The 25,414-nt window shown below is 64.5% G+C and carries 27 protein-coding genes; 18 read left to right on the top strand and 9 right to left on the bottom strand.

All coding sequences use genetic code 11. The features are described from left to right. The first annotated feature begins 265 nt into the window (after positions 1-265). From GB927_RS22455 to GB927_RS22445, 3 genes are all read left to right on the top strand, one after another. Positions 266-1,828, top strand: coding sequence for an alkaline phosphatase D family protein (locus tag GB927_RS22455; RefSeq protein WP_256119451.1), 1,563 nt, complete (start codon positions 266-268; stop codon positions 1,826-1,828). A 146-nt stretch (positions 1,829-1,974) separates the two neighbouring features. Beyond that, positions 1,975-3,801, top strand: a complete 1,827-nt coding sequence (typA, locus tag GB927_RS22450; RefSeq protein WP_256119450.1) for a translational GTPase TypA — start codon at positions 1,975-1,977, stop codon at positions 3,799-3,801. A 204-nt stretch (positions 3,802-4,005) separates the two neighbouring features. Beyond that, positions 4,006-4,512 (top strand): GNAT family N-acetyltransferase, encoded by a 507-nt coding sequence (locus GB927_RS22445; protein ID WP_256119449.1) that lies wholly within the window; start codon positions 4,006-4,008, stop codon positions 4,510-4,512. Positions 4,513-4,546: 34 nt separating this feature from the next. Here the strand turns inward: GB927_RS22445 and GB927_RS22440 are convergent, their stop codons facing one another. Further along, positions 4,547-5,161, bottom strand: coding sequence for a hypothetical protein (locus GB927_RS22440; RefSeq protein WP_256119448.1), 615 nt, complete (start codon positions 5,159-5,161; stop codon positions 4,547-4,549). Between the two features lie 137 nt (positions 5,162-5,298). On the opposite strand from GB927_RS22440, the gene ppa reads away from it, so the two are divergent. Beyond that, positions 5,299-5,832 (top strand): inorganic diphosphatase, encoded by a 534-nt coding sequence (gene ppa, locus GB927_RS22435; protein ID WP_256119447.1) that lies wholly within the window; start codon positions 5,299-5,301, stop codon positions 5,830-5,832. An 88-nt stretch (positions 5,833-5,920) separates the two neighbouring features. Here the strand turns inward: ppa and GB927_RS22430 are convergent, their stop codons facing one another. From GB927_RS22430 to hemC, 7 genes are all read right to left on the bottom strand, one after another. After that, on the bottom strand, positions 5,921-6,214 hold the full coding sequence (locus tag GB927_RS22430) for a YggT family protein (RefSeq protein ID WP_256119446.1): 294 nt from the start codon (positions 6,212-6,214) through the stop codon (positions 5,921-5,923). Between the two features lie 96 nt (positions 6,215-6,310). Then, positions 6,311-7,027 carry a glutamine amidotransferase gene (locus tag GB927_RS22425; RefSeq protein WP_256119445.1) on the bottom strand — a complete coding sequence of 239 codons (717 nt, stop codon included), beginning with the start codon at positions 7,025-7,027 and terminating at the stop codon, positions 6,311-6,313. A 3-nt stretch (positions 7,028-7,030) separates the two neighbouring features. After that, complete coding sequence (locus GB927_RS22420; protein ID WP_256119444.1) at positions 7,031-7,519, bottom strand: tellurite resistance TerB family protein; 489 nt, start codon at positions 7,517-7,519, stop codon at positions 7,031-7,033. Positions 7,520-7,599: 80 nt separating this feature from the next. Beyond that, on the bottom strand, positions 7,600-9,207 hold the full coding sequence (locus GB927_RS22415) for a heme biosynthesis protein HemY (RefSeq protein WP_256119443.1): 1,608 nt from the start codon (positions 9,205-9,207) through the stop codon (positions 7,600-7,602). A gap of 13 nt (positions 9,208-9,220) precedes the next feature. Further along, on the bottom strand, positions 9,221-10,492 hold the full coding sequence (locus tag GB927_RS22410) for a COG4223 family protein (protein ID WP_256119442.1): 1,272 nt from the start codon (positions 10,490-10,492) through the stop codon (positions 9,221-9,223). 98 nt (positions 10,493-10,590) lie between these two features. Continuing rightward, complete coding sequence (locus GB927_RS22405; RefSeq protein WP_256119441.1) at positions 10,591-11,316, bottom strand: uroporphyrinogen-III synthase; 726 nt, start codon at positions 11,314-11,316, stop codon at positions 10,591-10,593. 3 nt (positions 11,317-11,319) lie between these two features. Further along, positions 11,320-12,249 carry a hydroxymethylbilane synthase gene (hemC, locus tag GB927_RS22400; RefSeq protein WP_256119440.1) on the bottom strand — a complete coding sequence of 310 codons (930 nt, stop codon included), beginning with the start codon at positions 12,247-12,249 and terminating at the stop codon, positions 11,320-11,322. Positions 12,250-12,322: 73 nt separating this feature from the next. Here hemC and tsaD point away from each other — a divergent pair, with 73 nt between their 5' ends. From tsaD to GB927_RS22375, 5 genes are all read left to right on the top strand, one after another. Next, positions 12,323-13,417 carry a tRNA (adenosine(37)-N6)-threonylcarbamoyltransferase complex transferase subunit TsaD gene (tsaD, locus tag GB927_RS22395; RefSeq protein ID WP_256119439.1) on the top strand — a complete coding sequence of 365 codons (1,095 nt, stop codon included), beginning with the start codon at positions 12,323-12,325 and terminating at the stop codon, positions 13,415-13,417. Continuing rightward, positions 13,414-14,400, top strand: a complete 987-nt coding sequence (locus GB927_RS22390) for an NAD(P)H-dependent glycerol-3-phosphate dehydrogenase (RefSeq protein WP_256119438.1) — start codon at positions 13,414-13,416, stop codon at positions 14,398-14,400. The genes tsaD and GB927_RS22390 overlap by 4 nt, the downstream gene beginning before the upstream one ends. A 16-nt stretch (positions 14,401-14,416) precedes the next feature. Further along, positions 14,417-14,710, top strand: a complete 294-nt coding sequence (locus tag GB927_RS22385) for a YciI-like protein (RefSeq protein ID WP_256119437.1) — start codon at positions 14,417-14,419, stop codon at positions 14,708-14,710. Positions 14,711-14,715: 5 nt separating this feature from the next. Beyond that, a complete protein-coding gene (locus tag GB927_RS22380; RefSeq protein ID WP_256119436.1) occupies positions 14,716-15,147 on the top strand; it encodes an EVE domain-containing protein in 432 nt (143 codons plus the stop codon). 64 nt (positions 15,148-15,211) lie between these two features. Then, the gene (locus GB927_RS22375) at positions 15,212-15,859 is read left to right on the top strand and encodes a class I SAM-dependent methyltransferase (protein ID WP_256119435.1); all 648 of its coding nucleotides are present in this window, start codon (positions 15,212-15,214) and stop codon (positions 15,857-15,859) included. A gap of 100 nt (positions 15,860-15,959) precedes the next feature. Here GB927_RS22375 and GB927_RS22370 read toward each other — a convergent pair whose 3' ends face one another. Next, a complete protein-coding gene (locus GB927_RS22370; protein ID WP_256119434.1) occupies positions 15,960-16,406 on the bottom strand; it encodes a hypothetical protein in 447 nt (148 codons plus the stop codon). Between the two features lie 301 nt (positions 16,407-16,707). Here GB927_RS22370 and sdhC point away from each other — a divergent pair, with 301 nt between their 5' ends. From sdhC to sucD, 9 genes are all read left to right on the top strand, one after another. Beyond that, on the top strand, positions 16,708-17,100 hold the full coding sequence (sdhC, locus tag GB927_RS22365; RefSeq protein WP_256119433.1) for a succinate dehydrogenase, cytochrome b556 subunit: 393 nt from the start codon (positions 16,708-16,710) through the stop codon (positions 17,098-17,100). Between the two features lie 10 nt (positions 17,101-17,110). Next, positions 17,111-17,491, top strand: coding sequence for a succinate dehydrogenase, hydrophobic membrane anchor protein (gene sdhD, locus GB927_RS22360; protein WP_256119432.1), 381 nt, complete (start codon positions 17,111-17,113; stop codon positions 17,489-17,491). Positions 17,492-17,497: 6 nt separating this feature from the next. Beyond that, a complete protein-coding gene (sdhA, locus tag GB927_RS22355; RefSeq protein ID WP_256119431.1) occupies positions 17,498-19,339 on the top strand; it encodes a succinate dehydrogenase flavoprotein subunit in 1,842 nt (613 codons plus the stop codon). Positions 19,340-19,357: 18 nt separating this feature from the next. Then, positions 19,358-20,137, top strand: a complete 780-nt coding sequence (locus GB927_RS22350; RefSeq protein ID WP_256119430.1) for a succinate dehydrogenase iron-sulfur subunit — start codon at positions 19,358-19,360, stop codon at positions 20,135-20,137. Between the two features lie 141 nt (positions 20,138-20,278). Continuing rightward, the gene (locus tag GB927_RS22345) at positions 20,279-20,815 is read left to right on the top strand and encodes a protease inhibitor Inh/omp19 family protein (protein WP_256119429.1); all 537 of its coding nucleotides are present in this window, start codon (positions 20,279-20,281) and stop codon (positions 20,813-20,815) included. A 36-nt stretch (positions 20,816-20,851) separates the two neighbouring features. Beyond that, positions 20,852-22,045 carry a cell division protein ZapE gene (gene zapE / locus GB927_RS22340; protein WP_256119428.1) on the top strand — a complete coding sequence of 398 codons (1,194 nt, stop codon included), beginning with the start codon at positions 20,852-20,854 and terminating at the stop codon, positions 22,043-22,045. Between the two features lie 166 nt (positions 22,046-22,211). After that, complete coding sequence (gene mdh / locus GB927_RS22335; protein ID WP_256119427.1) at positions 22,212-23,174, top strand: malate dehydrogenase; 963 nt, start codon at positions 22,212-22,214, stop codon at positions 23,172-23,174. Between the two features lie 27 nt (positions 23,175-23,201). After that, positions 23,202-24,395 (top strand): ADP-forming succinate--CoA ligase subunit beta, encoded by a 1,194-nt coding sequence (sucC, locus tag GB927_RS22330; protein ID WP_160861139.1) that lies wholly within the window; start codon positions 23,202-23,204, stop codon positions 24,393-24,395. A gap of 17 nt (positions 24,396-24,412) precedes the next feature. Continuing rightward, complete coding sequence (sucD, locus tag GB927_RS22325) at positions 24,413-25,315, top strand: succinate--CoA ligase subunit alpha (protein ID WP_256119426.1); 903 nt, start codon at positions 24,413-24,415, stop codon at positions 25,313-25,315. Positions 25,316-25,414: the final 99 nt, after the last annotated feature.

Here is a 25,414-nt window from a genome sequence, read left to right as displayed (position 1 = left end):
CCGAGGATCCACATCCACGGCGTGCCGGTGGGTGGATGGTCGGGTCAGGCCCGACCATGACGGAGGAGAGGTTGCGGCTGTGGCCAGAAACCTCCGGTATAGGGGCGGTGGCTTCGGCTGGCAACTGCTCGCGCCGCCTCGTGCCGTCATCCTCCCGTCACCGAACTTTCGGCGAAACGTCATGCTCCCGTTACCGGACTGACATGGCGAAGACTCATGGTCTGCCCGCCTGGCGTTTCGATTCGCGGGTCAGGCCGGAGGTGGCATGGCGATTGTTCCCGAGACGCTGACGCGGCGCTCGTTTCTTCTGACTGCGGGGGCCGGCGCGCTGGCCACATCCTCGGCGCTGGCGGTTCCCTATTATGCGCGACGACATGGCAGTCCGGTCTTCTCCCATGGCGTGCAGTCCGGCGATGTCGATTGTTCCTCCGGCGTGGTCTGGGCGCGAACCGACCGGCCGGCGGAGGTGATGCTCGAATATTCGACCACCGACAGTTTCACCAATGCAGCCCGGATGCCGGTGCAGAAGGCGCTGGGGACGTCCGACAACACGGTCAAGGCCATGCTGCAAGGCCTGCTGCCGGACCAGGACATTTTTTACCGCTTCACGGCCAAGGACCCCTATTCCAGCCATCTCGTCTCCGAGCCGATCGTCGGGCGCTTCCGCACGGCGCCGATGCGCAATCGGTCGGTGCGCTTCGTCTGGTCGGGGGATACCGCCGGGCAGGGCTGGGGCATCGACGATGTCGGCATGAAGACCTATTCGACCATGCTGCGCCACGAGCCGGATTTCTTCATCCACTCGGGCGATACGGTCTATGCGGACGGCCCGATCCCGGACGAAATCCCCTTGCGCGATGGTGGGGTCTGGAAGAACCGCATCGTCACCGACGAGAAGCGCAATGTGGCGCGCACGCTGGAAGAATTCCGGGGGCAGTGGAAATACAATCTGCTGGACGACCACCTGCTCGCCTTCAACAGCCAGTGCCCGACCTTCTTCCAGTGGGACGACCACGAGGTGCTGAACAACTGGTCGGAATCGAGCGACCTCACCGGCGACCGGCGTTATCCGGACAAGGAGATCGGCGTCTACGAGGCGCGCGCGCGGCGCGCCTTCCACGAGATGACGTCGATCCGCTATTTCCCCACCGAGCCCGGCCGCATCTTCCGCAAGGTCGCCTATGGCCCGCTGCTCGACGTGTTCTTCGTCGACCTGCGCTCCTATCGCAGCCCCAACCAGGGCGGCACGGAGAACAGCCTGTTCGGGTGGCGGCAGGCGGACTGGTTGCGGCGCGAGCTTGCGGCTTCACAGGCGGTCTGGAAGGTCATCGCCTGCGACATGCCGCTCGGCCTCGTCATCTGGGACGATTATTCCAACAGCCTCGGCTACGAGGGCGTGGCGGACGGGTTGAACGGGCCGCCCGCGGCGCGCGAGCGGGAAATCGCCGAGCTGCTCTCCTTCATGCGCGACAATGCCATCCACAATGTCGTCTGGCTGACGGCGGACGTCCACTATACCGCGGCGCACCATTACGATCCGTCGCGCGCGAAATTCCAGGAGTTCAATCCGTTCTGGGAATTCGTCTCCGGCCCGCTGCATTCCGGCACCTATGGGCCAAAGCCGCTCGACAGCACTTTCGGCCCCGAAGTCCGCTTCATCAAATCGTCGAAGGGCGGCATCGACAGCAATCTTCCGCCGTCCGCCGGCCTGCAATTCTTCGGCCTGGTCGACATCCACGGGGCGAGCGAAGAGATGACCGTGCGGCTGATGGACCGGGAGGATCAGGAGCTCTGGCGGGTCACGCTGCCGCCGGTGCGCACGTCGTGAGGTGTGGCATCCGAGCGAGCCTTGAGCCGGAAGGATAACAGAGTTGCGTCCCGCCCCTTTCGCAATTGCGGAAAAACATGTAAGAGCCCGGCCATTGAAGACGGCGCCCTCATACCCTGCGCGCCCCGAACCTCAGAGATTATACCATGTCCATCCGCAATATCGCGATCATCGCGCACGTCGACCATGGCAAGACCACGCTCGTTGACGAGCTTCTGAAGCAGTCCGGCTCGTTCCGTGAAAACCAGCGCGTCGCCGAACGCGTGATGGACTCGAACGACCTCGAAAAGGAACGCGGCATCACCATTCTCGCCAAGGCGACCTCGGTGGACTGGAAGGGCGTTCGCATCAACATCGTCGACACCCCCGGCCACGCCGACTTCGGCGGCGAAGTGGAGCGCATCCTCTCGATGGTGGACGGCGCGATCGTTCTCGTCGATAGCTCGGAAGGCCCGATGCCGCAGACCAAGTTCGTGGTCGGCAAGGCGCTGAAGGTCGGTCTGAAGCCGATCGTCGCGATCAACAAGATCGACCGTCCGGACGGCCGCCACGAGGAAGTGCTGAACGAGGTCTTCGACCTCTTCGCCAATCTCGACGCCACCGACGAGCAGCTCGACTTCCCGATCCTCTACGGTTCGGGCCGCAATGGCTGGATGAACGTCAACCCGGAAGGCCCGAAGGACGAAGGCATGGCGCCGCTGCTCGACCTCGTGCTGAAGCACGTGCCGGAGCCGACGGTCGCCGAAGGCCCGTTCCGCCTGATCGGCACGATTCTGGAAGCCAACCCCTTCCTCGGCCGCATCATCACCGGCCGCATCCATTCCGGCTCGATCAAGCCGAACCAGGCCGTCAAGGTTCTCGGCCAGGACGGCAAGCTCATCGAAACCGGCCGCATCTCGAAAATCCTCGCCTTCCGCGGCATCGAGCGAACGGCGATCGACGAAGCGCATGCGGGCGACATCGTCGCGATCGCCGGTCTCTCCAAGGGCACCGTCGCCGACACGTTCTGCGATCCTTCGGTCACCGAAGCCATGAAAGCGCAGCCGATCGACCCGCCGACCGTCACGATGTCCTTCATCGTCAATGACAGCCCGCTCGCCGGCACCGAAGGCGACAAGGTGACGAGCCGCGTCATCCGGGACCGCCTGTTCAAGGAAGCCGAAGGCAATGTCGCGCTGAAGATCGAAGAGGCCGAAGGCAAGGATTCGTTCTACGTCTCCGGCCGCGGCGAACTTCAGCTCGCCGTCCTGATCGAGACCATGCGCCGCGAAGGCTTCGAACTGGCCGTGTCGCGTCCGCGCGTCGTCATGCACAAGGACGAGAACGGCACCACGATGGAGCCGATCGAAGAAGTCGTCATCGACGTTGACGAAGAGCATTCGGGCGTCGTCGTGCAGAAGATGTCCGAGCGCAAGGCCGAGATGACGGAGCTTCGCCCGTCGGGCGGCAACCGTATTCGCCTGAAGTTCCTGGCGCCGACCCGCGGCCTGATCGGCTACCAGTCGGAACTCCTGACCGACACGCGCGGCACGGCTGTGATGAACCGCCTGTTCCACGACTACCAGCCCTACAAGGGTGCAATCGGCGGCCGCGTCAACGGCGTGCTGCTGTCGAACGCGTCGGGCGAAGCCGTTGCCTATGCCATGTTCAACCTCGAAGACCGCGGCCCGATGATCATCGAGCCGGGCGAAAAGGTCTATGCGGGCATGATCATCGGCATCCACACCCGTGACAACGACCTCGAGGTCAACGTGCTCAAGGGCAAGCAGCTCACCAACATCCGCGCTGCCGGCAAGGATGAAGCCGTGAAGCTGACCCCGCCGATCCGCATGACGCTCGACCGCGCCCTGTCGTGGATCCAGGACGACGAGCTGATGGAAGTGACGCCGAAGTCGATCCGTCTGCGCAAGATGTTCCTCGACGCCAACGACCGCAAGCGATTCGACAAGCAGCGTGCCGCCGGCGCGGCATAAGCGCTTCTTCCCGAAATGAGACATTTTGAACCCCGGTGCCTGCACCGGGGTTTTTCATGTGTGTGCCATCGTTTTACGACTTGTGACGTTTGTTAAAAAAGCGTTAACTTTTCCGTGTGCCATACGGAACTCGCCTGTGGGGAAAGAGAGACTTCTCCTGCCGCGGGATTCCGGTGGAATCGGTGCCGGAATAAGAGTCGTGTTATGAAAACACTGTCGATCGATGTGCGGCGCGCCGAGCCGCAGGACGCGCGCGCGATATCCGAAACGCATCGGGTGTCGTGGCTGCAGGCCTATGGCGGCCTCATTCCGCACAAACCGCTGATCCAGATGGTCGACCGCCGGAACGAGACCTGGTGGCGCAAGGCGACACGCGGTCCAGCGACGCTTCTGGTGCTCGATGTCGCCGGCACCGTGGCCGGTTACGCCACGCTCGGCCTCAACCGCGCCCGTGCGCTGCCGCAGGAAGGCGAGATCTACGAGCTTTACCTTCGCCCGGAATACCAGGGCATCGGCCTTGGCCGGCTGCTGTTCGGCGAGGCGCAGCGGCTTTTGAAGTCGCTCGGCTGCAACGGCATGATCGTCTGGTGCCTGGAAGACAGCGAGCACGCCGACCGCTTCTTCCGCTCCGCCGGCGGGCGCGACATTGCCGAAGGCATGGAGAATTTCGGCGAGAAGGAACTGAAGAAGGTCGGTTTCGTCTGGTCCTGAAGCCTGCCGATAACGACAGGCGCTAGCCAAAAACCTATTCGGTTTTTTCCGGCAGATAGCGCATCGGCTCCCCGGCAAGCTTTCCGCGCGTGCCGTGCCATTGCGGCTCGCTCTTGTTGCAGATGAAGCTGGATGCCTCTTCGTCCGCCACCGTGCGGGCAAGCGTGTTGGCATCCTTGTTCTCCAGTGCATCGACATAACCGACGACGCAGCTCGTCGGATCTTCCGCCGTCGCCACCGTCGAGACGACCAGGACCTGGCCGTAGCGCGTGGTGGTGTCGCTCGTCGTTTCCGGATCGGAGACGAACCAGCGCACGATGGTGGCGATGGGCGCACCCTCCGCGCCAAGCCGCCATTCGACCTTTGCATTGGTGTGGTTGAACGGCCCGAAGCTCTCGAAAGCCTCATCCAGCCAGACCTTGCCGATCGGCCCATAGGCCTGGCTTTGGCGGAGGTCGCCTTCCTTGAAATAGACGGCCAGATCCTTGTAGCCGGCGCATTTCATCGTGATGCTCGGGCCTTCGTCGGTTTGCGACAGGGTCTCGCAGGCGTCGAGATTGCGCTCGGTATAGGCGCTTTCATTGGCCGAGGCAGCCGTGGCCGAGACGGCGGCAAGGGCGGCGGCGAGAACGAGGTGTATCGGGCGCATCTGTAATCCTCCGGGTCCTTTTGGAGACGGCGGACCGGGTCGGTCTATTCGGCCCCCGGCGAAAGTCATGTTGCGCTGCAACGGGATTCGCATTAGGAAGCCCGCAAACAAACCACCGCAGTTCAGGGAGCCCCTCCATGCGTATCGATGCGATTTCCGTTGGCAAGAACCCGCCGGACGACGTGAACGTCATTGTCGAGGTGCCGGTCGGCGGCCACCCGATCAAGTACGAGATGGACAAGGAAGCCGGCGCGCTCGTCGTCGACCGTTTCCTCTACACGCCGATGACCTATCCGGGCAATTACGGCTTCGTGCCGCACACGCTGTCGGAAGACGGCGACCCGATCGACGTGCTCATCGCCAACACCCGCCCGCTCGTTCCGGGCTGCGTGATCAATGTGCGCCCGATCGGCGTTCTGGTCATGGAAGACGATGGCGGTAAGGACGAAAAGATCATCGCCGTGCCGGTGCCGAAGCTGACGCGCCGCTACGACAAGGTCGCCAACTACACCGACCTGCCGGAAATCACGCTCAAGCAGATCGAGCACTTCTTCACGCATTACAAGGATCTGGAGCCCGGCAAGTGGGTGAAGATCGCCGGCTGGCAGGATGTCGACGTCGCCAAGAGGATGATCCTCGAAGCGGTCGCCCGCTACAACGAAGGCAAGTAAGCGCTCCCAGCGCTTCGTTCCGTTCGACAAAATCCTCCGGGTCGCCAGCGATCCGGAGGATTTTCTTTTTCTGGCTACTGCTGCTGGCTCAGGAGAGCAGCGCCGGCGCCAGCACGGTGCGGATCACCTGTTCCAGGAAGAACAGGATGACGAGCACGACGAGCGGCGACAGGTCCACGCCGCCGAAATTCGGCAGGATGCGGCGGATCGGGCGGTAGATCGGCTCAGTCAGCTGGTAGAGCGAGCGGCCGATGGTCGCGATCACCTGATTGTTTGCGTTGATGACGTTGAAGGCGTAGAGCCAGGAGAAGATCGCCGAGGCGATCACCAGGAACCACGCTATGTTGATGATGAACAATAGGGTGTTGATGACCGCTATCATTGATGTCTCCAATTGGTTTCGTGCTGACATGTAGCCATTGCGGGCGCAGCCAGCAAGGCCGCGCGCCGGATGCGCCGCCAACATGTTTAATTGCCGTCAGTCTTCGTGGAAGATGCGGTCGAGGAAGGACGTCATCCAGAGGCGCAGCGCCGCATCATGCAGCAGGCGGCCATCGAGATGGGCGCGGCCCATCTGGGCGCCCGGCAGCTCGAAGCGGTGTGCGCCGCGCACGACCCAGCGATGCATCATGGCGAGCGTCAGCTCGCCGTGGAACTGGATGCCCCAGGCCTTGTCGCCATAGCGGAAGGCCTGGTTTTCATAGTGATGGCCGGTCGCGAGCAATGTTGCGCCGGAGGGCAGGTCGAAACCTTCGCGGTGGAACTGGTAGACCATTTCCGGCCAGGGCAGCAGCGCGGTGCCCGCTTCCGTCGCCTTCAGCGGATACCAGCCGATCTCCGTCCAGCCTTCCTCATGGCCGAACACCCTGCCGCCGAGATTCTTGACCAGCATCTGCGCGCCGAGGCAGATGCCGAGGAAGGGGCGGTTCTCTTTCAGCGGCACCGACAGCCAGTCGATTTCCTCGCGCACATAGGGCTCGTCGTCATTGGCGCTCATCGGCCCGCCGAAGACGACGGCGCCGGCATGGTGCTCCAGCGTGGCGGGCAGGGGATCGCCGAGCACGGGGCGGCGGATATCCAGCGCATGGCCCATCTGCTGCAGGATCTGGCCGACGCGGCCGGGGCTGGAGGTCTCCTGGTGCAGCACGACCAGCACGGGCGGCCTGCGGCGCGGTTTACGGGGGAAATCGAGCATGGCTCAGGCTTCGTCCTCTCCTTCTTTCTCCCCCACGGCTCCCACCCGTTCGGCCACTTGCTGCCGCTTCATGATGCGTTCGCGGCCCGAGACGGCAAGCAGGTCGGCAATGCGCCAGATCGCGTGATCCTCCATCTCGCTCCTCTCGCCATCCGCATAGACGATTTCCCAGAGCAGGCCGATCAGGTCGACGCGCTGGTCCTCCGAAAGCTGGCGCTTCAGTTCCGATGTGAAGCGGAAGAAGTCGATCGCCTCGCTTTCGGCATCGGTGCCGGCGGCGACGAGCGCATCGAGCTCGGCCTCGTCGACGCCGTAGAGCTCCTTGAAGCGGGCGCGCAGCGCCTTCTTCTCGATCTCCAACACCTTGCCATCCGCCTCCATCACCTGGATGCAGAGCGCGATGACGGCGACCCGCGGGTCGTCGGCGGCAAAGGCCGGTTTGCTCTCGCCACCGGAAAGGCTCGCCAGAAACTGCTGCAAGCGTTCGAACATCGATTGTCGCCCCGTTTACCCTCAAGCCCTTTGAGCATGCCCATCACGTCCAGCAAACCGTTGCTTTGCCGGACGTGCCTTCAGAACAAGCGGAAACCGCTCGTGCCGTCCCGTTTGACGGCGCCTTCCTTGACGCCCGGATCGTCCGGCAAGCCGAAGAAGGGTCGTTCCTCCTCCCCGGCCACCGCGGGTTCCGGCTTCGCCTTCGCCTTTTCCGCGACGATGATTTCCTTCACCGGGGCCGCTTCGACGACACTCGCGACGACCACCGGCTTTTCGGCTTCCTTCGTCTCGACCGGTTCGATCTTGACGGCTGGCTTTGCCTCGATGGCGAGCGGCGGCAGGGTGCGGATCGCCTCGTCGACGCTGTCGGTGGAGCCTTCCTCGATCGGTCCCTGGAGCTCGCTCACCGGGGTCTTCCATTCGAAGGCGTCGAGGCGGCCGGTGACGGGCGAGATGGCGCGCCATTCCGGCGCGGTGATGCCGTCAGCGGTCCAGGCCGGATCGCGCGGCGCCTTCAGCGCCTGGTTCATCCAGTGGCGAATGCGGCCCTGGTCGCCGGTCTCGGCGTCCTCGATATCGGCGAGGAGCAGGAAGGCGCTTTCGCGCGGCGAGAGGCGCGCGGCGGCTTCGGCCTTGGTGCGGGCAAGGGTGAAGTCGCGGGTCTCCAACGCTGCCTCGGCGACGGCATAGAGCGCCTCGGCATTGTTCGGCCGGATGGATTCGAGCTTCTCCGCCCGCTTCAGCCGGTCGGTCGCCGAATCGCCGCTGCGGGCGCGCACGTAAAGTTTCGCGACATCGCCATGGGCCGTGGCCTTCCAGAGCTTTTCGAGAATGGAGGCGGCCTTGCGCAGGTTGTCTTCGCGCAGATAGGCCTTGGCGGCGATCAGGCCGGCCGGCACGAAATTCTCGTCGAGTTTCAGCGCGTGCTGGGCGTCGTCGCGCGCACCCTTCGGGTCGGCATCGAGTTTGGCGGAGGCACGCGCTGTGAGCAGCACGGCCCGGCGGCGGGCATGCGCCTTCTTCTCCTCGGCCGAGCCGGAGCGGCCGTCGCCGAGCAGCCGCAACGCCTCGTCCCAGTCGCCGGCTTCGGAGCGGTATTCGAGGGCCGCCTCCGTCGCCCAGGGAAGCTGCGGTGCCTTTTCGGCGGCACGCTCGGCATATTGCCTTGCGGCCTCGTTGGCACCGAGGCGGCGGGCTTCCAGATAGAGACCGCGCAGGCCGAGCTCGCGGGTTTCCGGATCGTCGGCCATCAGCTCGAATTTTTTGCGGGCGTCGTCGTAGCGGCCTTCGATCATCGCGGCCTGCGCTTCGAGCAGGTGGATGAGCGGCTCCTGGTCGGCGCTCAGCAGGCCCTTGGTGCGGCCCAGCATTTTCCGGGCGCCGGCGGCGTCCCCCGCGCCGGCGGCGATCAGGCCGGTGGAAAGCGCCTGGTAGCCACGGTCGCGCTTGCGGGCACGGAAGAAGCGCTGGATCGAGTGCGGCGAGGTCCAGACCACGCGCACGATCCACCAGGTAAACATGACGGCGGCGATGAGCGAGACGACGAGCGTGGCGGCGACCATCAGGCTCATATCGGCCCGCTGGCCCTGCCAGATGATGGAGAGTTCGCCGGGACGGTCGGCAAGCCAGGCAAAGCCTGCCGCAAGAGCCAGTACAAAGAGGGCGAAGACCAGAATGCGAATCATGAAGTCTTTCTCCTCAGCCCTGGTTGCCGGTGGTCGTGGTGCCGTTCATGGCGCCGGAAACGACGGCGCCGATCAGGCCTTCGACGGCCACACGCTGGTCAAGCGTGCGCTTGTAGTCTGCTGCCGCGGTCTGGCCCACCTCCGGCAGGGTCTGCCATTCGATCTGCGCGCCCTTGAAGTCGCCGTTCTGCAATTTGGTCTCGATGCGCGCGACGATCGCCTCGGGTGAATCCCCCTCGACGGTGCCGACCGGACGCACGCGGATCGCCGAGGCGGCGCTCGACATCAGGCGGTTGAAGACGCCCTGGTCGCCGTCCGGCTGGTGCACGGCGTCCAGAATGGCATCCGCCGTCTTCTGGAAGTCACGCACCAGATCCGAACGGGACGGCACGCCGATGGCGGCCTGTTCGCGCAGGCCCGCAACGGACGGGTCGTCCGGTGAGATGCTGGCGAAGGCTTCCAGTTCGGCAAGATAGGGACCGCCGCGGTCGATCGCGGTCTTGAGGGCGCTTGCGGCGACGGCGCGCGCCATCGCGATGTCGCTGCGCGGTTCGTCGAGTTTCTGCTCGGCGGCGGCGATGCGCTCGGTCAGCTGGCTTTCGGTCGAGCTTACGGCCGCAATGGCTTCGCGCAGGGCCGCAAGTTCCGTCGTCAGCCGCGTCACGTCGCCTTCGAGCTTGGTGACGGTTTCGGGGGCGGCGGCAGTCGCGCCCGTGCCTTCGGCCGTCGATTTTTCGAGCGCGGCGATCCGCGTTTCGATCGGCTGGAGATCGACCGGGCTTGCCGTGCCGGCCTCGGAAAGGCGGGTCTTCAGCGCCTCGACCTCGTTGGAAAGGGCGGAGACGGCGCTGGCATCGCCGGCACGGTCGGGGCCGAGTGCGGGCAGGTAGCCGCCATATTGCAGGCTGCCGGCGCCCAGAAGCGCGATCAGGCCGCCGAGAATGCTGGCGGCAAGCGTGCCGGCATTGCTTTTCTGCGGGGGCGGCGGCGTTTGCGCGCGCACGGGCTCCTCATAGGTCGAGCGGGCCGGCTCCACCGGGTCCTGCTTTTCCTCGACGATGGGTTCGGGCTCGGCGGCGACGGTCTCTTCGGTCACGGTTTCCGTGGTTTCCGTCTCGGTCGTCGTCGTTTCCGCGGGCTCGGCGTCCGGTGCCGCGGCGTCGGCTTCCGGCTTTTCCTCGGCGGCCAATGCTTCGTTACTGACGGACGCTGGAACGGCTTCGAGGTCGATCGTCACGGGTTCGTCGCCGGCTTTCTTGCGACGGGACGGGGTTTCCGGTTCCATGGCGACCTCCTGCTATTCATGTGCACTGCACTAAACCTAGACAGGGAAGGCGGCGAGGGAAAGACCCCGGCGGCAGATTCATCCGCCGGCACTTGCGGCTATAGCAGGTCGAGCAGGCTTTCCTCGTTGGGCGAGGAGGCGACGACCGTCAGCGCCGCGAAACGCTGCGGCACGGCCTTTGCGACATTTGCGCTCATGCAGAGCATCAGCGTCGAGAGGAACCGTTCCGGGATTTCGGCAAGCGGCGGCAGTTCGAAGAAGGCGCGCGCACTTTCGCGCGAATAGAACAGCACGGCATCCGGCACCGGGCGCAGCAGGGCTGTCTCCGTTGCCGTGCGCCTGGGGATGATCGGCACCATGCGGTAGGCTTCGACGGTGCGGAACGGGATGCCCGCTTCCGTCAGCCGGGTTTCGAAGCTGCGGGCGCGGGGCAAGCCGGCGAGGTAGAGAATCGGCTCGGCGGGCATGCCGAAATCCCGGCAATGGGCGACGATCATTTCCGCGAGGTCCTTGCCGTCGCCGCCGGGGGTGAGCACGGTGCGGAAGCCCGCCTCTTCCGCTGCATGGGCCGAAGCCTGGCCGACGGAAAAGATGGTTGTCAGCAGGTGGCGGTCGAGGTCGTCGCCGATCGTGCCGAAGAGGCGCGCCACTTCCGCGCTGGTGATGGCGATGGCGGAATGGCGCTCGGCAAGCGCTGCCTTCACTGCGTCGATGTCGTGTTCCGGCTTGGACAGCGACAGCAGGACCGTCTCGTGCCCCAGCGCCACGAGCTTGCGCGCCGTGCGGGTGGCCGCGGGCTCCGGGCGAAGAACGAGGACGCGCACGGATCAGCCCCAGCTTTCGAAGAAATCCGCTCTCGCCTTGTCGCGGATAGCCTGCCCCGCCGCTGAGCCGAGCCGCTCGGCGTCGCTCACCGGCCCGCTCGTTTCGATTTCATGGAACTGGCTGCCGTCGGGCGTGAGAATCATGCCGCGGAACTGGAGGTCGTCGCCCTCGACGGTCGCGTAACCGGCAATCGGCGTGCGACAGGAGCCGTCGAGCGTGCCGAGGAAACCGCGCTCGCAGGAGACGGCGGCGCGGGTCGGTCGGTCGTCGATGGCCGACAGCAGCGCGTCGATGCGCGCGTCGCCGATGCGGCTTTCGATGCCGATCGCGCCCTGCGCCGGGGCCGGCGGGAAGGACACGGGATCGAGGATTTCCGTCGGCACATCGAGCTTGCCGAGTCGCTTCAGGCCGGCATAGGCGAGCAGCGTCGCATCCGCCTGACCTTCGGCAAGCTTGGCCAGACGGGTCTCGACCTGGCCGCGGAAGACGATGACGTTGAGGTCCGGCCGCAGACGCTTGATAAGCGCCTGGCGGCGCAGCGACGCCGAGCCGACGGTGGCGCCCTCGGGCAGATCGAGCAGGCGGGCGGCGGAGCGGCCGATGAAGGCGTCGCGCATGTCCTCGCGGGGCAGGAAGGCGGAGAGATAGAGGCCGTCCGGCAGCTTCGTCGGCATGTCCTTGGAGGAGTGCACGGCGAAATCGAGTTCGCCCGAGGAAAGCTGCGCCTCGATCTCTTCCGTGAACAGGCCCTTGCCGCCGATCAGCGCCAGCGAACGGTCGGTGATACGGTCGCCCTTCGTCGAGAGCACGACGATCTCGAACATGTCTTCCGGCAGGCCATGGGCGGCCATCAGGCGTGCGCGGGTCTCGTGGGCCTGGGCGAGCGCCAGCGGGCTGCCGCGCGTGCCGATCCTGAAAGGTTTTGTTTGCATCCGCCTTGATCCGTTGTTACCGGGATGTCTCGTAACCGGCTTTAAAGCCGCCCGCAATCAATCCTAGTGCTTCATGTCGTCCCAATTGACCATTCTCGGCATCGAAACGAGCTGCGACGAGACCGCCGCGGCCGTCGTGCTGCGCGATGCGAATGGCAGGGGCGAAATCCTCGGCGAGGTGGTGCTGAGCCAATTGGAAGAGCACAGCGCCTATGGCGGCGTGGTGCCGGAAATCGCGGCGCGCGCCCATGTGGAAGCGCTCGACAGCCTGATTTCCGAGGCGCTTCTGCGCTCCGGTCGATCGCTGAAGGATGTCGACGCGATTGCCGCGACCAGCGGGCCGGGGCTGATCGGCGGGCTCATCGTCGGGCTGATGACGGGCAAGGCGATCGCCCGCGCGACGGGAAAGCCGCTCTATGCCGTCAACCATCTGGAAGGCCATGCGCTGACGGCGCGGCTGACCGACGGGCTCGCCTTTCCCTATCTCATGCTGCTTGTCTCCGGCGGCCATACCCAGCTCGTGCTGGTGCGCGGCGTCGATGATTACGAGCGCTGGGGCACGACGATCGACGACGCGCTGGGCGAAGCCTTCGACAAAACGGCCAAGCTGCTCGGCCTGCCCTATCCCGGTGGGCCGGCGGTGGAGCGCATGGCGAAGACGGGCAATCCGGAACGTTTCACCTTCCCGCGGCCGCTCGTCGGCGAGGCGCGGCTCGATTTCTCCTTTTCCGGGCTGAAGACCGCGGTGCGCCAGGCGGCGCAGTCGATCGAGCCCGTCACGGAGCAGGACATCGCGGATATCTGCGCCTCGTTCCAGCGCGCCGTGTCGCGCACGCTGAAGGATCGCATCGGCCGCGGGCTGGAACGGTTCCGCACGCTCCATCCGACTGTCGAGACTCCGGCGCTGGTCGTCGCCGGCGGGGTTGCGGCGAATGCCGAGCTGCGCGCGACCTTGCAGGCGCTCTGCGACAAGAACAAATTCCGCTTCATCGCGCCGCCGCTGGCGCTCTGCACCGACAATGCCGCGATGATCGCCTGGGCGGGGCTGGAGCGCATGGCGGCCGGTTTCGCGCCGGATGATCTTGCCGTCGCACCGCGCTCGCGCTGGCCGCTCGACCGCGAGGCGGCGACGATGCTCGGTTCCGGCAAGCGGGGAGCCAAGGCATGAGTTCGACACCGAAGATCGCGGTCATCGGCGCTGGCGCCTTCGGCACGGCGCTGGCGAGTGTCGCTGCGGCAAGCGGCGGTGATGTCACGTTGATCGGCCGCAATGCCGAGGCCGTCGATGCCATGCGCGCTTCGCGGCGCAACGAAAAAGTTCTGCCGGGCATCGACCTGCCGCCCGCACTCGCCTTCAGCGCGGATGTCGAGGCCGTTCGTGGCGCCGGCATCGTGCTCTTCGCCATGCCCTCGCAGGCGCAGCGCGAGGCGGCGCGGGCCTTTGCCCATCTGCTGGCGCCCGGCACGGCGGTCGTCATCTGCGCCAAGGGCATGGAGAAGGGCACCGGCCGCCTCCTGACCGAGGTGCTGGAAGAGGAATTGCCTGGCCGCGAGATCGCGGTGCTGTCCGGTCCCGGTTTTGCCGCCGATATCGCCAAGGGCCTGCCGACGGCGATGGTCGTTGCCGCGCGCACGGCGGAGATCGGTGCAATGCTGGCGCAGGCGCTGTCCGGGCCGACCTTCCGGCTCTATCCCTCGACCGACCGGATCGGCGTGCAGCTTGGCGGCGCACTGAAGAACGTGCTGGCGATCGCCTGCGGCATCGTCGAGGGCGCGGGGCTCGGCGATTCGGCGCGCGCGGCCTTGATTTCGCGCGGGCTTGCGGAGCTGTCGCGTTTCGTCGCGGCGCATGGCGGCGAGGGCACCACGGTGACCGGTCTTTCCGGCCTTGGCGATCTCGTGCTTACCGGCACCAGCCACCAGTCGCGCAACCTGCGCTTCGGCATCGCGCTCGGTCGTCATGGCACGGCCGCCGGCTGGTCCGGCGATCTTGTGGAAGGCGCCTTTGCCGCCTCCGTCGCCTCCGGCGTTGCCGCGGACAAGGGCATCGACATGCCGATCACCGACGCGGTCGCCCGCATCATCGACGGCACGCTCGACGTGAAGACCGCCATCGGGCAGCTGATGACGCGCCCGATCACCCAGGAATAGAAGGAAGGATCGTTTCATGCTTTTCGCATTCATCTGCGCAGACAAGCCCGGCGCGCTCCAGGTGCGTCTCGATACGCGCCCGGAACACGTCGCCTACCTGAACGAGCTCAATGCGGGCGGCAAGCTCGCCTTTGCCGGCCCGTTCCTGGGCGAGGACGGCAAGCCGACCGGCAGCCTCGTCGTGGTCAAGGCCGAGACCATCGAGGACGCGCGGCAGATCGCCGACAACGACCCCTATGCCAAGGCGGGCCTCTTCGCCTCCGTCGAGGTGAAGGCCTGGAACTGGGTCTTCAACAATCCGGAGGCCTGAGACGCATGTCATACTGGCTCTACAAGTCCGAACCCTTCAAATGGTCCTGGCAGATGCAGAAGGATGCCGGCGCTGCGGGCACCGAATGGACCGGCGTGCGCAACTATCTGGCGCGCAACCACATGCGGGCGATGAAGATCGGCGACAAGGGCTTCTTCTACCATTCCAACGAGGGGCTGGAGATCGTCGGCTTCACCGAGGTCTGCGCGCTGTCGCACCCCGATTCGACGGCCGGCGAGGATCCGCGCTGGGACTGCGTCGATATCCGCGCGGTGCAGGACATGCCGAAGCCGGTGTCGCTGAAGGCCATCAAGGCCAATCCGAAACTCTCCAACATGGCGCTCGTCACCTCCATGCGCCTTTCGGTACAGCCGGTGACCGAGGAGGAGTGGATCGAGGTCTGCCGCATGGGCGGCCTCTCCAAGCCGCCGCGCTGAAGCTCTTTGTTTTCCGCATCGTTTTTTCCGAAAAGCGGTGCCCACTTTTCGGAACGATGCTCCGGTGAAAACAGACCCCAAAGTCTTCATCCGCGACAATACCGGCGTGCTCTCGCCGCCGCATGTGCCGGAGGTGACACTGAGGCTTGCCACCGAGGCGCATGACCTGTGGCTGAAGACGGAGGAGGAGCTGGAGGCGATCGGCCTGCCGCCGCCGTTTTGGGCCTTCGCCTGGGCCGGTGGGCAGGGACTGGCGCGCCATGTCCTCGATTATTCCGCATTGGTCGCCGGCAAATCGGTGCTCGACTTTGCGAGCGGTTCCGGCCTCGTCGGCATTGCGGCGCGTCTCTCCGGCGCGTCGAGCGTGCTGGCGGCGGATATCGATCCCTGGAGCGAGACGGCGATCCGGCTGAACGCCGCCCTCAACGGCGTCAGGCTCGCCTCTACCGTTGAAAACATGATCGGCCGGGACGAGGGCTGGGACGTCGTGCTCGCGGGCGATGTCTTCTACGACCGCGGCTTTGCCGATGTGCTGATCCCGTGGTTTTCAGCGCTTGCCGCCCGCGGCGCCACCGTGCTCGTCGGCGATCCCGGCCGCGCCTATTGTCCGCGTGAACGCATGGAAGCGCTCGCCACCTATACGGTGCCGGTGACGCGGGCGCTGGAGGACAGCGAAGTCAAGAAAACGACGGTCTGGCGCTTCTTGGCCTAGAGCAATTTCGCTTTTCTTCGAATCGCGAAAACGCTCTATCTCTTTGTTTTTACGCAATTCCGGACGCAAAACCGCGTGCCGCACTTTTGCTGGAATTGCTCTAGGGCCGGACGACGCAGACGCCGGATTCCCAGGAGCAGGCGCTCACGCCCGGCACGACATGGATGACCTTCGGGCCGCGGCTTTCGGCATAGGGTCGCTCGATGATGCGCGGATAGGAATCGCCGTCGAAGTAGAAATAGATGCCGTTGCCGGGATCGTTATAGGCAGCAACGCTGCCGCCGTAGAAATTCCGGTCCTTGTTGCGCCAGTGGCGGTCGCGATGCCGCTCGGTGCGCCGATCGTCGAATGACCGGCGATCGCGCTGGCGCCAGCCGTCGCGGCCATGCCGGTCGCGGCGCGTCACCATGTAGCCGCTGACGTTGCCGTTCGACCAGCCGGAGTTGAAATTGCCGTCGCCGGCCTTTGCGGTCGTCATGCCGCCTGCCACAAGGGCGACCGCAAGCACTAGCACTTTGGTCGCATGGGGCGCTGAAAACAGAGTCATTCTGTCCTGCCTTCCGGATTACGCTTAACAGATCCTTAACGGCAGGATGGCGCAGCGAGGGGCAAAAGTCACGGATTTGGTTATGGATTCCGTCGATATCGTTAACGCTGGAAATGCGTCCCAAAATGGCGCAATTTCAGGCATGCTGTCTAATCGATTAAATTCATTTTGCACTGCAATGAGGCTTGTGGTTCCGCACGCTGGTGATTAAACGTCGCAATCACTACATTGTGCACAACATACTGCAATTCCGGAGAAAATTTGTCCAGTTTTTGGCTCTCCGGGGTTCCGTGAGGTTCAGATGGCGAATGTCACTCGAAGCCGGCCACTCTCGCCGCATCTCCAAGTCTACAAGCCTATCCCGACGATGGTCATGTCCATCGTGCATCGCATAACCGGCGCTGCACTTTATTTCGGCACCGTGCTCGTCGCCTTCTGGCTGATCGCGGCGGCGTCCGGGCAAGCCTATTTCGACTGGGCCAATTGGCTCTTCGGCTCGCTGATCGGCCGCGTCGTGCTGTTCGGCTATACCTGGGCGCTGATGCAGCACATGCTGGGCGGCCTTCGCCACTTCATGTGGGACCTCGGCCATGGCTACGAGAAGAATTTTTCCACCAAACTTGCCATCGTGACCCCGGTCGTCGCCGTCGCCCTGACGGTGCTGATCTGGATCATCGGCACACTGGCCCGCTGAGGAGAGCCCCATGGACATGCGCACGCCCCTCGGCAAGGTTCGCGGCCTCGGCTCGGCAAAGGACGGCACGGAGCACTTCTGGCGCCAGCGCCTGACGGCCGTCGCCAACGTTCCGCTCATTCTCTTCTTCATCGGCTTCCTGATCTGCTACAACGGCGCGTCCTACGCCGAAGTGACCGCGGCGCTCTCGAACCCGATCGTCGCCGTCCTCATGGGCCTTGTCGTCGTCTCCGGCCTCATCCACATGAAGCTCGGCATGCAGGTCATCATCGAGGACTACGTGCATGCAGAGGGCATCAAGATCGGCCTTCTCATGCTCAACACCTTCTTCGCGATCCTGGTCGGCGGGCTCTGTCTTTTCGCCGTCCTCAAAATCGCCTTCGCAGGATAATCCATCATGGCAGCGATCTCCTCCCCGGCGGCCAACGGCAAGGCCTATAACTATGTGGACCATTCCTTCGATGTGATCGTCGTCGGCGCCGGCGGTGCGGGCCTCCGCGCCACGCTCGGCATGGCCGAACAGGGCCTCAAGACGGCCTGCATCACCAAGGTTTTCCCGACGCGTTCGCACACGGTCGCAGCCCAAGGCGGCATCGCGGCCTCGCTGCAGAACATGACGCCGGACTCGTGGCAGTGGCACCTCTACGACACCGTCAAGGGCTCCGACTGGCTCGGCGACGTCGATGCCATGCAGTATCTCGCCATGGAAGCGCCCAAGGCGGTCTATGAGCTTGAGCATTACGGCGTGCCCTTCTCGCGCAACGAGGAAGGCAAGATCTACCAGCGGCCGTTCGGCGGCCACATGCAGAACTATGGCGAAGGCCCGCCGGTGCAGCGCACCTGTGCCGCCGCCGACCGGACCGGCCACGCCATCCTGCACACGCTCTATGGCCAGTCGCTGCGCAACAATGCGGAATTCTTCATCGAATATTTCGCGCTCGACCTGATCATGTCGGCCGATGGCCGCTGCACCGGCGTCGTCGCCTGGAACCTCGATGACGGCACGATCCACCGCTTCGCCGCCAAGATGGTGGTGCTGGCGACCGGCGGCTACGGCCGCGCCTACTTCTCCGCCACCTCGGCGCATACCTGCACGGGCGACGGCGGCGGCATGATCGCACGCGCCGGCCTGCCCCTCCAGGACATGGAATTCGTCCAGTTCCACCCGACCGGCATCTACGGCGCGGGCTGCCTCATCACCGAGGGCGCGCGCGGCGAGGGCGGCTACCTTGTCAATTCGGAAGGCGAGCGCTTCATGGAGCGTTATGCACCGTCGGCGAAGGATCTGGCGTCCCGCGACGTCGTTTCGCGCTGCATGACGATGGAAATCCGCGAGGGCCGTGGCGTCGGCAAGAACAAGGACCACATCTACCTGCATCTCGACCATCTCGACCCGGCCGTGCTGCACGAGCGCCTGCCGGGCATTTCCGAGAGCGCCAAGATCTTTGCCGGCGTCGATGTGACGCGCGAGCCGATCCCCGTCCTGCCGACCGTGCACTACAATATGGGTGGCGTGCCGACGAACTACTGGGGCGAGGTGCTGAACGCCAACAGCGAGAACCCGGAGCGCATCGCGCCCGGCCTGATGGCGGTCGGCGAAGCCGGCTGTGCCTCGGTGCACGGCGCCAACCGCCTCGGCTCCAACTCGCTGATCGACCTCGTGGTCTTCGGCCGCGCCGCCGCCATCCGCGCCGGCCAGGTGATCGACCGCGTTGGCTCCGTGCCGGCACTCGACATCGCCGCCTGCGACAGGATCATGGACCGCTTCGATCGTCTCAGGAACGCCAATGGCGGCACGCCGACGGCCATCCTGCGCGACAAGATGCAGCGCACCATGCAGGACGACGCCGCCGTGTTCCGCACGCAGGAATCGCTCGAAAGCGGCTGCAAGCGCATGACGGCGATCTGGAAGGAAATGCCGGACATCAAGGTCACCGACCGTTCGATGATCTGGAACTCCGACCTCGTCGAGACGCTGGAACTGGAAAACCTGATGGCGAACGCCATCACGACCGTCTACGGTGCCGAAGCGCGCAAGGAAAGCCGCGGCTCGCATGCCCGCGAAGACTATGTCGACGGCCCCTTCGGCGGCCGCGACGACGTCAACTGGCGCAAGCACACGCTGTCCTGGGTGAACGAGGCGGGCGACGTGACGCTCGACTATCGCCCGGTGCACACCGACCTCATCGCGGACGGGATCGATCCCAAGAAGATCGAGCCCAAGGCCCGCGTCTACTGATCCCGAGGAGAACAGGACATGGTTGAACTCGCTCTCCCGAAAAACTCGCAGATGACCGAAGGCAAGGTCTGGCCGAAGCCGGACGGCGCCACGAACACCCGCGAGTTCCGCATCTACCGCTGGAACCCGGACGACGGGAAGAACCCGTCGATCGACACGTTCTACATCGACGTCGACGATTGCGGCCCGATGGTGCTGGACGCGCTGCTCTACATCAAGAACAAGATCGACCCGACGCTGACGCTGCGCCGCTCCTGCCGCGAAGGCATTTGCGGCTCCTGCGCCATGAACATCGATGGCACCAACACGCTCGCCTGCACCAAGGGCATGGACGAGGTGAAGGGCACGGTGAAGGTCTACCCGCTGCCGCACATGCCTGTGGTCAAGGACCTCATTCCGGATCTCACCAACTTTTACGCCCAGCACCGTTCGATCGAACCGTGGCTGAAGACCGTGTCGCCGGCGCCGGCCAAGGAATGGAAGCAGAGCCATGAGGACCGCCTCAAGCTCGACGGCCTCTACGAATGCATCCTGTGCGCCTGCTGCTCGACCTCCTGTCCGAGCTACTGGTGGAACGGCGACCGCTATCTCGGTCCCGCCGTCCTCCTCCAGGCCTACCGCTGGCTGATCGACAGCCGCGACGAGGCAACGGGCGAGCGTCTCGACAATCTGGAAGATCCTTTCCGCCTTTATCGCTGCCATACGATCATGAATTGCGCCCAGGCCTGCCCGAAAGGCCTTAATCCGGCCAAGGCAATCGGCGAGATCAAGAAGATGATGGTCGAGCGTCGGCTCTGACATATGACCGACCGTTCACGAAACGTGAAAGACGGCCCGATCAATCGGGCCGTTTCATCTTGATTCGTACGGGCGATTCACGTTAATTCGGCGGAAATTGCTGCATGGCAGCAGTATCGGGCAGATATCGGGAGTATCGACATGCGGATTGTACATGTGGCAGGCGGGCTGATGATGGCGCTTGCTCTGGCCGGGTGCCAGCGGACCTCCTCGTCCATGGACAGCGTCAATACGCAGCAGAACATCACGCCGCTCGAAGCCGCACCCGTCGGCACCGTTTCGTCGAGCCAGCTTCCCGATCCGACGACCGATACCTCGCAGTTCCCGGAAAAGCCGACGACCGAGACGGCGATGGCGACGGGCACCGGTACGGGTGATGCGGCAGCCGCGACGGCGCTTGATGTCACCAAGGAATCCATGGTCGGCAACTGGCGCGTGGCAAGCGGCCCGTCCTCGTGCGACATGTTCCTGACGCTCACCAATCTCGGCAGCGGTTCGCGCGGCGGTACGCGCGGTTGCGCCGGCGAACTGACGGCGATGGGCTCCTGGGAAGTGGCCGGCAAGCAGGTCGTGCTGAAGGACCGCGCCGGCAATGCGATTGCCCGCCTCTACAAGTCGGCGGATGCACGCTTCGATGGTTCGACCAATTCCGGCCAGCCCGTCAGCCTCTCGCGCTGATCCTTGTCCTCCGACACGAAACGGTAGCCTCCGCCCATGGGCAAGGACTGGGACAGCGGGTCGACACATCCGGACCATGGCGTTTCGGATAGGCTGAAGGCCCTTGTCGCGAGCGGCGAACTGAAGCCCGACCCGGCGCAGAAGGCGATGGCGGCGCGGTTCGACCGGCTGCTGCTCGACCTGCATGCCCAGCGTCCGGCACGCAAATCCAGCGCGCTCGGCTGGCTCTTCGCCTCCCGCAAGCCCGAGACCGTCAGCGCCCCCAAGGGGCTCTACCTCTACGGTGGCGTCGGGCGCGGCAAGACCATGTTGATGGACATGTTCTTCGAGCAGGCGCGGGTGAAGCGCAAGCGCCGGGCGCACTTCCATGAATTCATGGCCGATGTGCACGACCGCATCCACAAGCACCGCCAGAAGCTGAAGGCCGGCGAGACGAAGCAGGCCGATCCCGTGCCGCCGGTGGCGGAGAGCCTGATCGAGGAGGCGCGCCTTCTCTGCTTCGACGAGTTTTCGGTGACGGACATTGCCGATGCGATGATCCTGTCCCGCCTCTTCGGCGAGCTCTTTCAACGCGGCTGCATCCTGGTGGCGACGTCCAATGTCGAGCCGGACAATCTCTACAAGGATGGCCTCAATCGCGGCCTGTTCCTGCCCTTCGTCGATCTCCTGAAACAATATGTCGAGATCGTTCCGCTGGATTCCCTGACGGATTATCGTCTGGAGAAGGACAGCGGCCTGCCGGTCTTCCGCTATCCGCTGACGCCGGAAGCCGACATGGCGATGGATGCGGCCTGGCGGCGTGAGGTGGCGGGCAAGCAGGTCGATGCCGAGACGATCGCCTTCCGCGGCCGCAGCATAACGGTGCCGCAGGCGGCGGGCCGGGCGGCGCGCTTTTCCTTTACCGATCTCTGCCAGCGCCCGCTGGGTGCCGCCGACTATCTCGAAATCCTCTCGCACTACGACACGCTGTTCGTCGACCACATTCCCTTGCTCGGCGCCGACAAGCGCAACGAGACCAAGCGCTTCATCAACCTCGTCGACACGGTCTACGATCATCGCGTCCGGCTCTTCGCCTCCGCGGCGGCCGCCCCGGAAGAGCTTCTGGTGACCCGCAAGGGCACCGAAGGTTTCGAGTTCGACCGCACCGTCTCGCGCCTCATCGAGATCCGCAGCACGGAATATCTCGAAGATCACACCGCCCGATATGGCGATGACGTGACGAAAGCGTGACAGAATTTCTTACGTTTACGTAAGTATTTTTGCATCTAACCGATTGAAAATCTTCGATGCAAAAGTATGTGTTGAATTTTTAACCTGACAAGCGTAAGCCCTTGCGCCGAAAGGTCCCGCAATTGCGACATTGGGGGCCTGTTGATCGGAGCAAGAGGAAGCTTTCATGGCCCGCAAGAAGATCGCACTTATTGGTTCTGGAATGATCGGTGGCACGCTGGCGCATCTCGCCGGCCTGAAGGAGCTGGGCGACATCGTCCTCTTCGACATCGCCGACGGCATTCCGCAGGGTAAGGGCCTCGACATTGCCCAGTCCTCGCCGGTCGAAGGCTTCAATGCCTCGCTGACGGGCGCCAGCGACTACGCGGCCATCGAAGGCGCGGACGTCTGCATCGTCACCGCCGGCGTTGCCCGCAAGCCCGGCATGAGCCGCGACGACCTGCTCGGCATCAACCTCAAGGTCATGGAACAGGTCGGCGCCGGCATCAAGAAGTACGCCCCGAACGCCTTCGTCATCTGCATCACCAACCCGCTCGACGCGATGGTCTGGGCGCTGCAGAAGTTCTCCGGCCTGCCGAAGAACATGGTCGTCGGCATGGCCGGCGTGCTCGACTCGGCCCGCTTCCGCCTCTTCCTCTCGGAAGAGTTCAAGGTTTCCGTGCAGGACGTCACCGCCTTCGTTCTCGGTGGCCATGGCGACACGATGGTGCCGCTTGCCCGCTACTCCACCGTTGGCGGCATTCCGCTGACCGACCTCGTCAAGATGGGCTGGGTCACCAAGGAACGCCTCGAAGAAATCATCCAGCGGACCCGTGACGGCGGCGCCGAAATCGTCGGCCTGCTGAAGACCGGTTCGGCCTACTACGCTCCGGCCGCTTCGGCGATCGAAATGGCCGAATCCTTCCTCAAGGACAAGAAGCGCGTCCTGCCCTGCGCGGCCTATCTCTCCGGCCAGTACGGCGTGAAGGACATGTATGTCGGCGTGCCCACCATCATCGGCGAGGGTGGTGTCGAGCGCATCATCGAAGTCGAGTTCAACAAGGCCGAACAGGAAGCCTTCGAAAAGTCGGTCGCGGCCGTCGCCGGCCTTTGCGAAGCCTGCATCAACATCGCGCCTTCGCTGAAGTAATCCCGGCATCAGGACAGGATTTTCCCCATGAACATTCATGAATATCAGGGCAAGGCTCTGCTGAAGAGCTTTGGCGCACCGGTTGCCGAAGGCGTTGCCATCTTCTCCGCCGACGAGGCGGAAGCGGCTGCGAAGTCGCTTCCCGGCCCGCTCTATGTGGTCAAGAGCCAGATCCACGCCGGCGGCCGCGGCAAGGGCAAGTTCAAGGAACTCGGCCCCGACGCCAAGGGCGGCGTGCGCCTCGCCTTCTCGATCGAGGAGGCCAAGGCCCATGCCAAGGAAATGCTCGGCAACACGCTCGTCACCGCGCAGACCGGCCCCGCCGGCAAGCAGGTGAACCGCCTCTATATCGAGGATGGCGCCGACATCGACCGCGAACTCTACCTGTCGCTGCTCGTCGACCGCTCCGTCGGCCAGGTCGCCTTCGTCGTTTCGACCGAAGGCGGCATGGACATCGAGGCTGTCGCCCATGACACGCCGGAAAAGATCCTCACCGTCGCGATCAACCCGGAAGCCGGCGTCACCGCCGACGACCTGGCGAAGCTCACCTCGGCGCTGAAGCTCGACGGCGAAGCCAAGGCGGACGCCGAAAAGCTCTTCCCGATCCTCTACAAGGCCTTTGTCGAGAAGGACATGAGCCTCTTGGAGATCAACCCGCTGATCGTCATGAAGAACGGCCGCATGCGCGTTCTCGACGCCAAGGTGTCCTTCGACGGCAACGCGCTGTTCCGCCACGACGACATCAAGGCGCTGCGCGACGAGACCGAAGAGGACGCCAAGGAAATCGAGGCCTCCAAGTGGGATCTCGCCTATGTGGCGCTCGACGGCAATATCGGCTGCATGGTCAACGGTGCCGGCCTCGCCATGGCGACGATGGACATCATCAAGCTCTACGGCAAGGAGCCGGCGAACTTCTGCGACGTCGGCGGCGGCGCTGGCAAGGAGAAGGTCGCGGCAGCCTTCAAGATCATCACGGCCGACCCGAAGGTCGAGGGCATCCTCGTCAACATCTTCGGCGGCATCATGAAGTGCGATGTCATCGCCGAGGGTGTCGTTGCGGCCGTGCAGGAAGTCGGCCTCAAGGTTCCGCTGGTCGTTCGTCTCGAAGGCACGAATGTCGAGCTTGGCAAGAAGATCCTGAACGAATCCGGCCTGGCGATCACCGCCGCCGACGATCTGGATGATGCTGCCAAGAAGATCGTCGCCGCGATCAACGGCTAATTGAAGGACCTGACCTCATGTCGATTCTCGTCAACAAGAACACCAAGGTCCTCGTTCAGGGCCTGACCGGCAAGACCGGCACCTTCCACACCGAACAGGCGCTCGCCTATTACGGCACGCAGATGGTCGGCGGCATCCACCCGAAGAAGGGCGGCGAAACCTGGACCGGCTCGAAGGGCGAAAGCCTGCCGATCTTCGCCTCGGTTGCCGAAGGCAAGGAAAAGACCGGCGCGGACGCCTCCGTGATCTACGTTCCGCCGGCAGGTGCCGCGGACGCGATCATCGAGGCGATCGAAGCGGAAATTCCCTTCATCACCTGCATCACCGAAGGCATTCCGGTGGCCGACATGGTGCGCGTCAAGGCCCGCCTCGACCGCTCCTCCTCGCGCCTGCTCGGCCCGAACTGCCCGGGCATCCTGACGCCGGAAGAATGCAAGATCGGCATCATGCCGGGCTCGATCTTCCGCAAGGGTTCGGTCGGTATTGTTTCGCGCTCCGGCACGCTTACCTATGAAGCAGTGTTCCAGACCTCCAACGAAGGCCTCGGGCAGACCACGGCCGTCGGCATCGGCGGCGACCCGGTCAAGGGCACCGAATTCATCGACGTGCTGGAAATGTTCCTGGCGGACGACGCCACGACCTCCATCATCATGATCGGCGAAATCGGCGGCTCGGCGGAAGAAGATGCGGCACAGTTCCTCATCGACGAAGCCAAGAAGGGCCGCAAGAAGCCGATGGCCGGCTTCATCGCGGGCCGCACCGCTCCGAAGGGCCGTACCATGGGCCACGCCGGCGCTGTCGTCTCCGGCGGCAAGGGTGACGCGGAATCCAAGATCGCGGCGATGGAATCCGCGGGCATCCGCGTTTCGCCATCGCCGGCCCGCCTCGGCAAGACGCTCGTCGAAGTCCTGAAGGGCTGAAACATCAAAACTGGGTGGGCCGGCTGAAAATGCCGGCCGATCCGTCTCTTCCCGGCGCGCGGCGGACAGGCCTGCGGCGGGCGGCAATCCGGGGAAAGC

Source organism: Shinella lacus (genome assembly GCF_010994755.1).
GTDB lineage: Bacteria > Pseudomonadota > Alphaproteobacteria > Rhizobiales > Rhizobiaceae > Shinella > Shinella lacus.
Note: the sequence above shows the minus strand (reverse complement) of the source record. Positions and strands in the feature narration are given on the sequence as shown.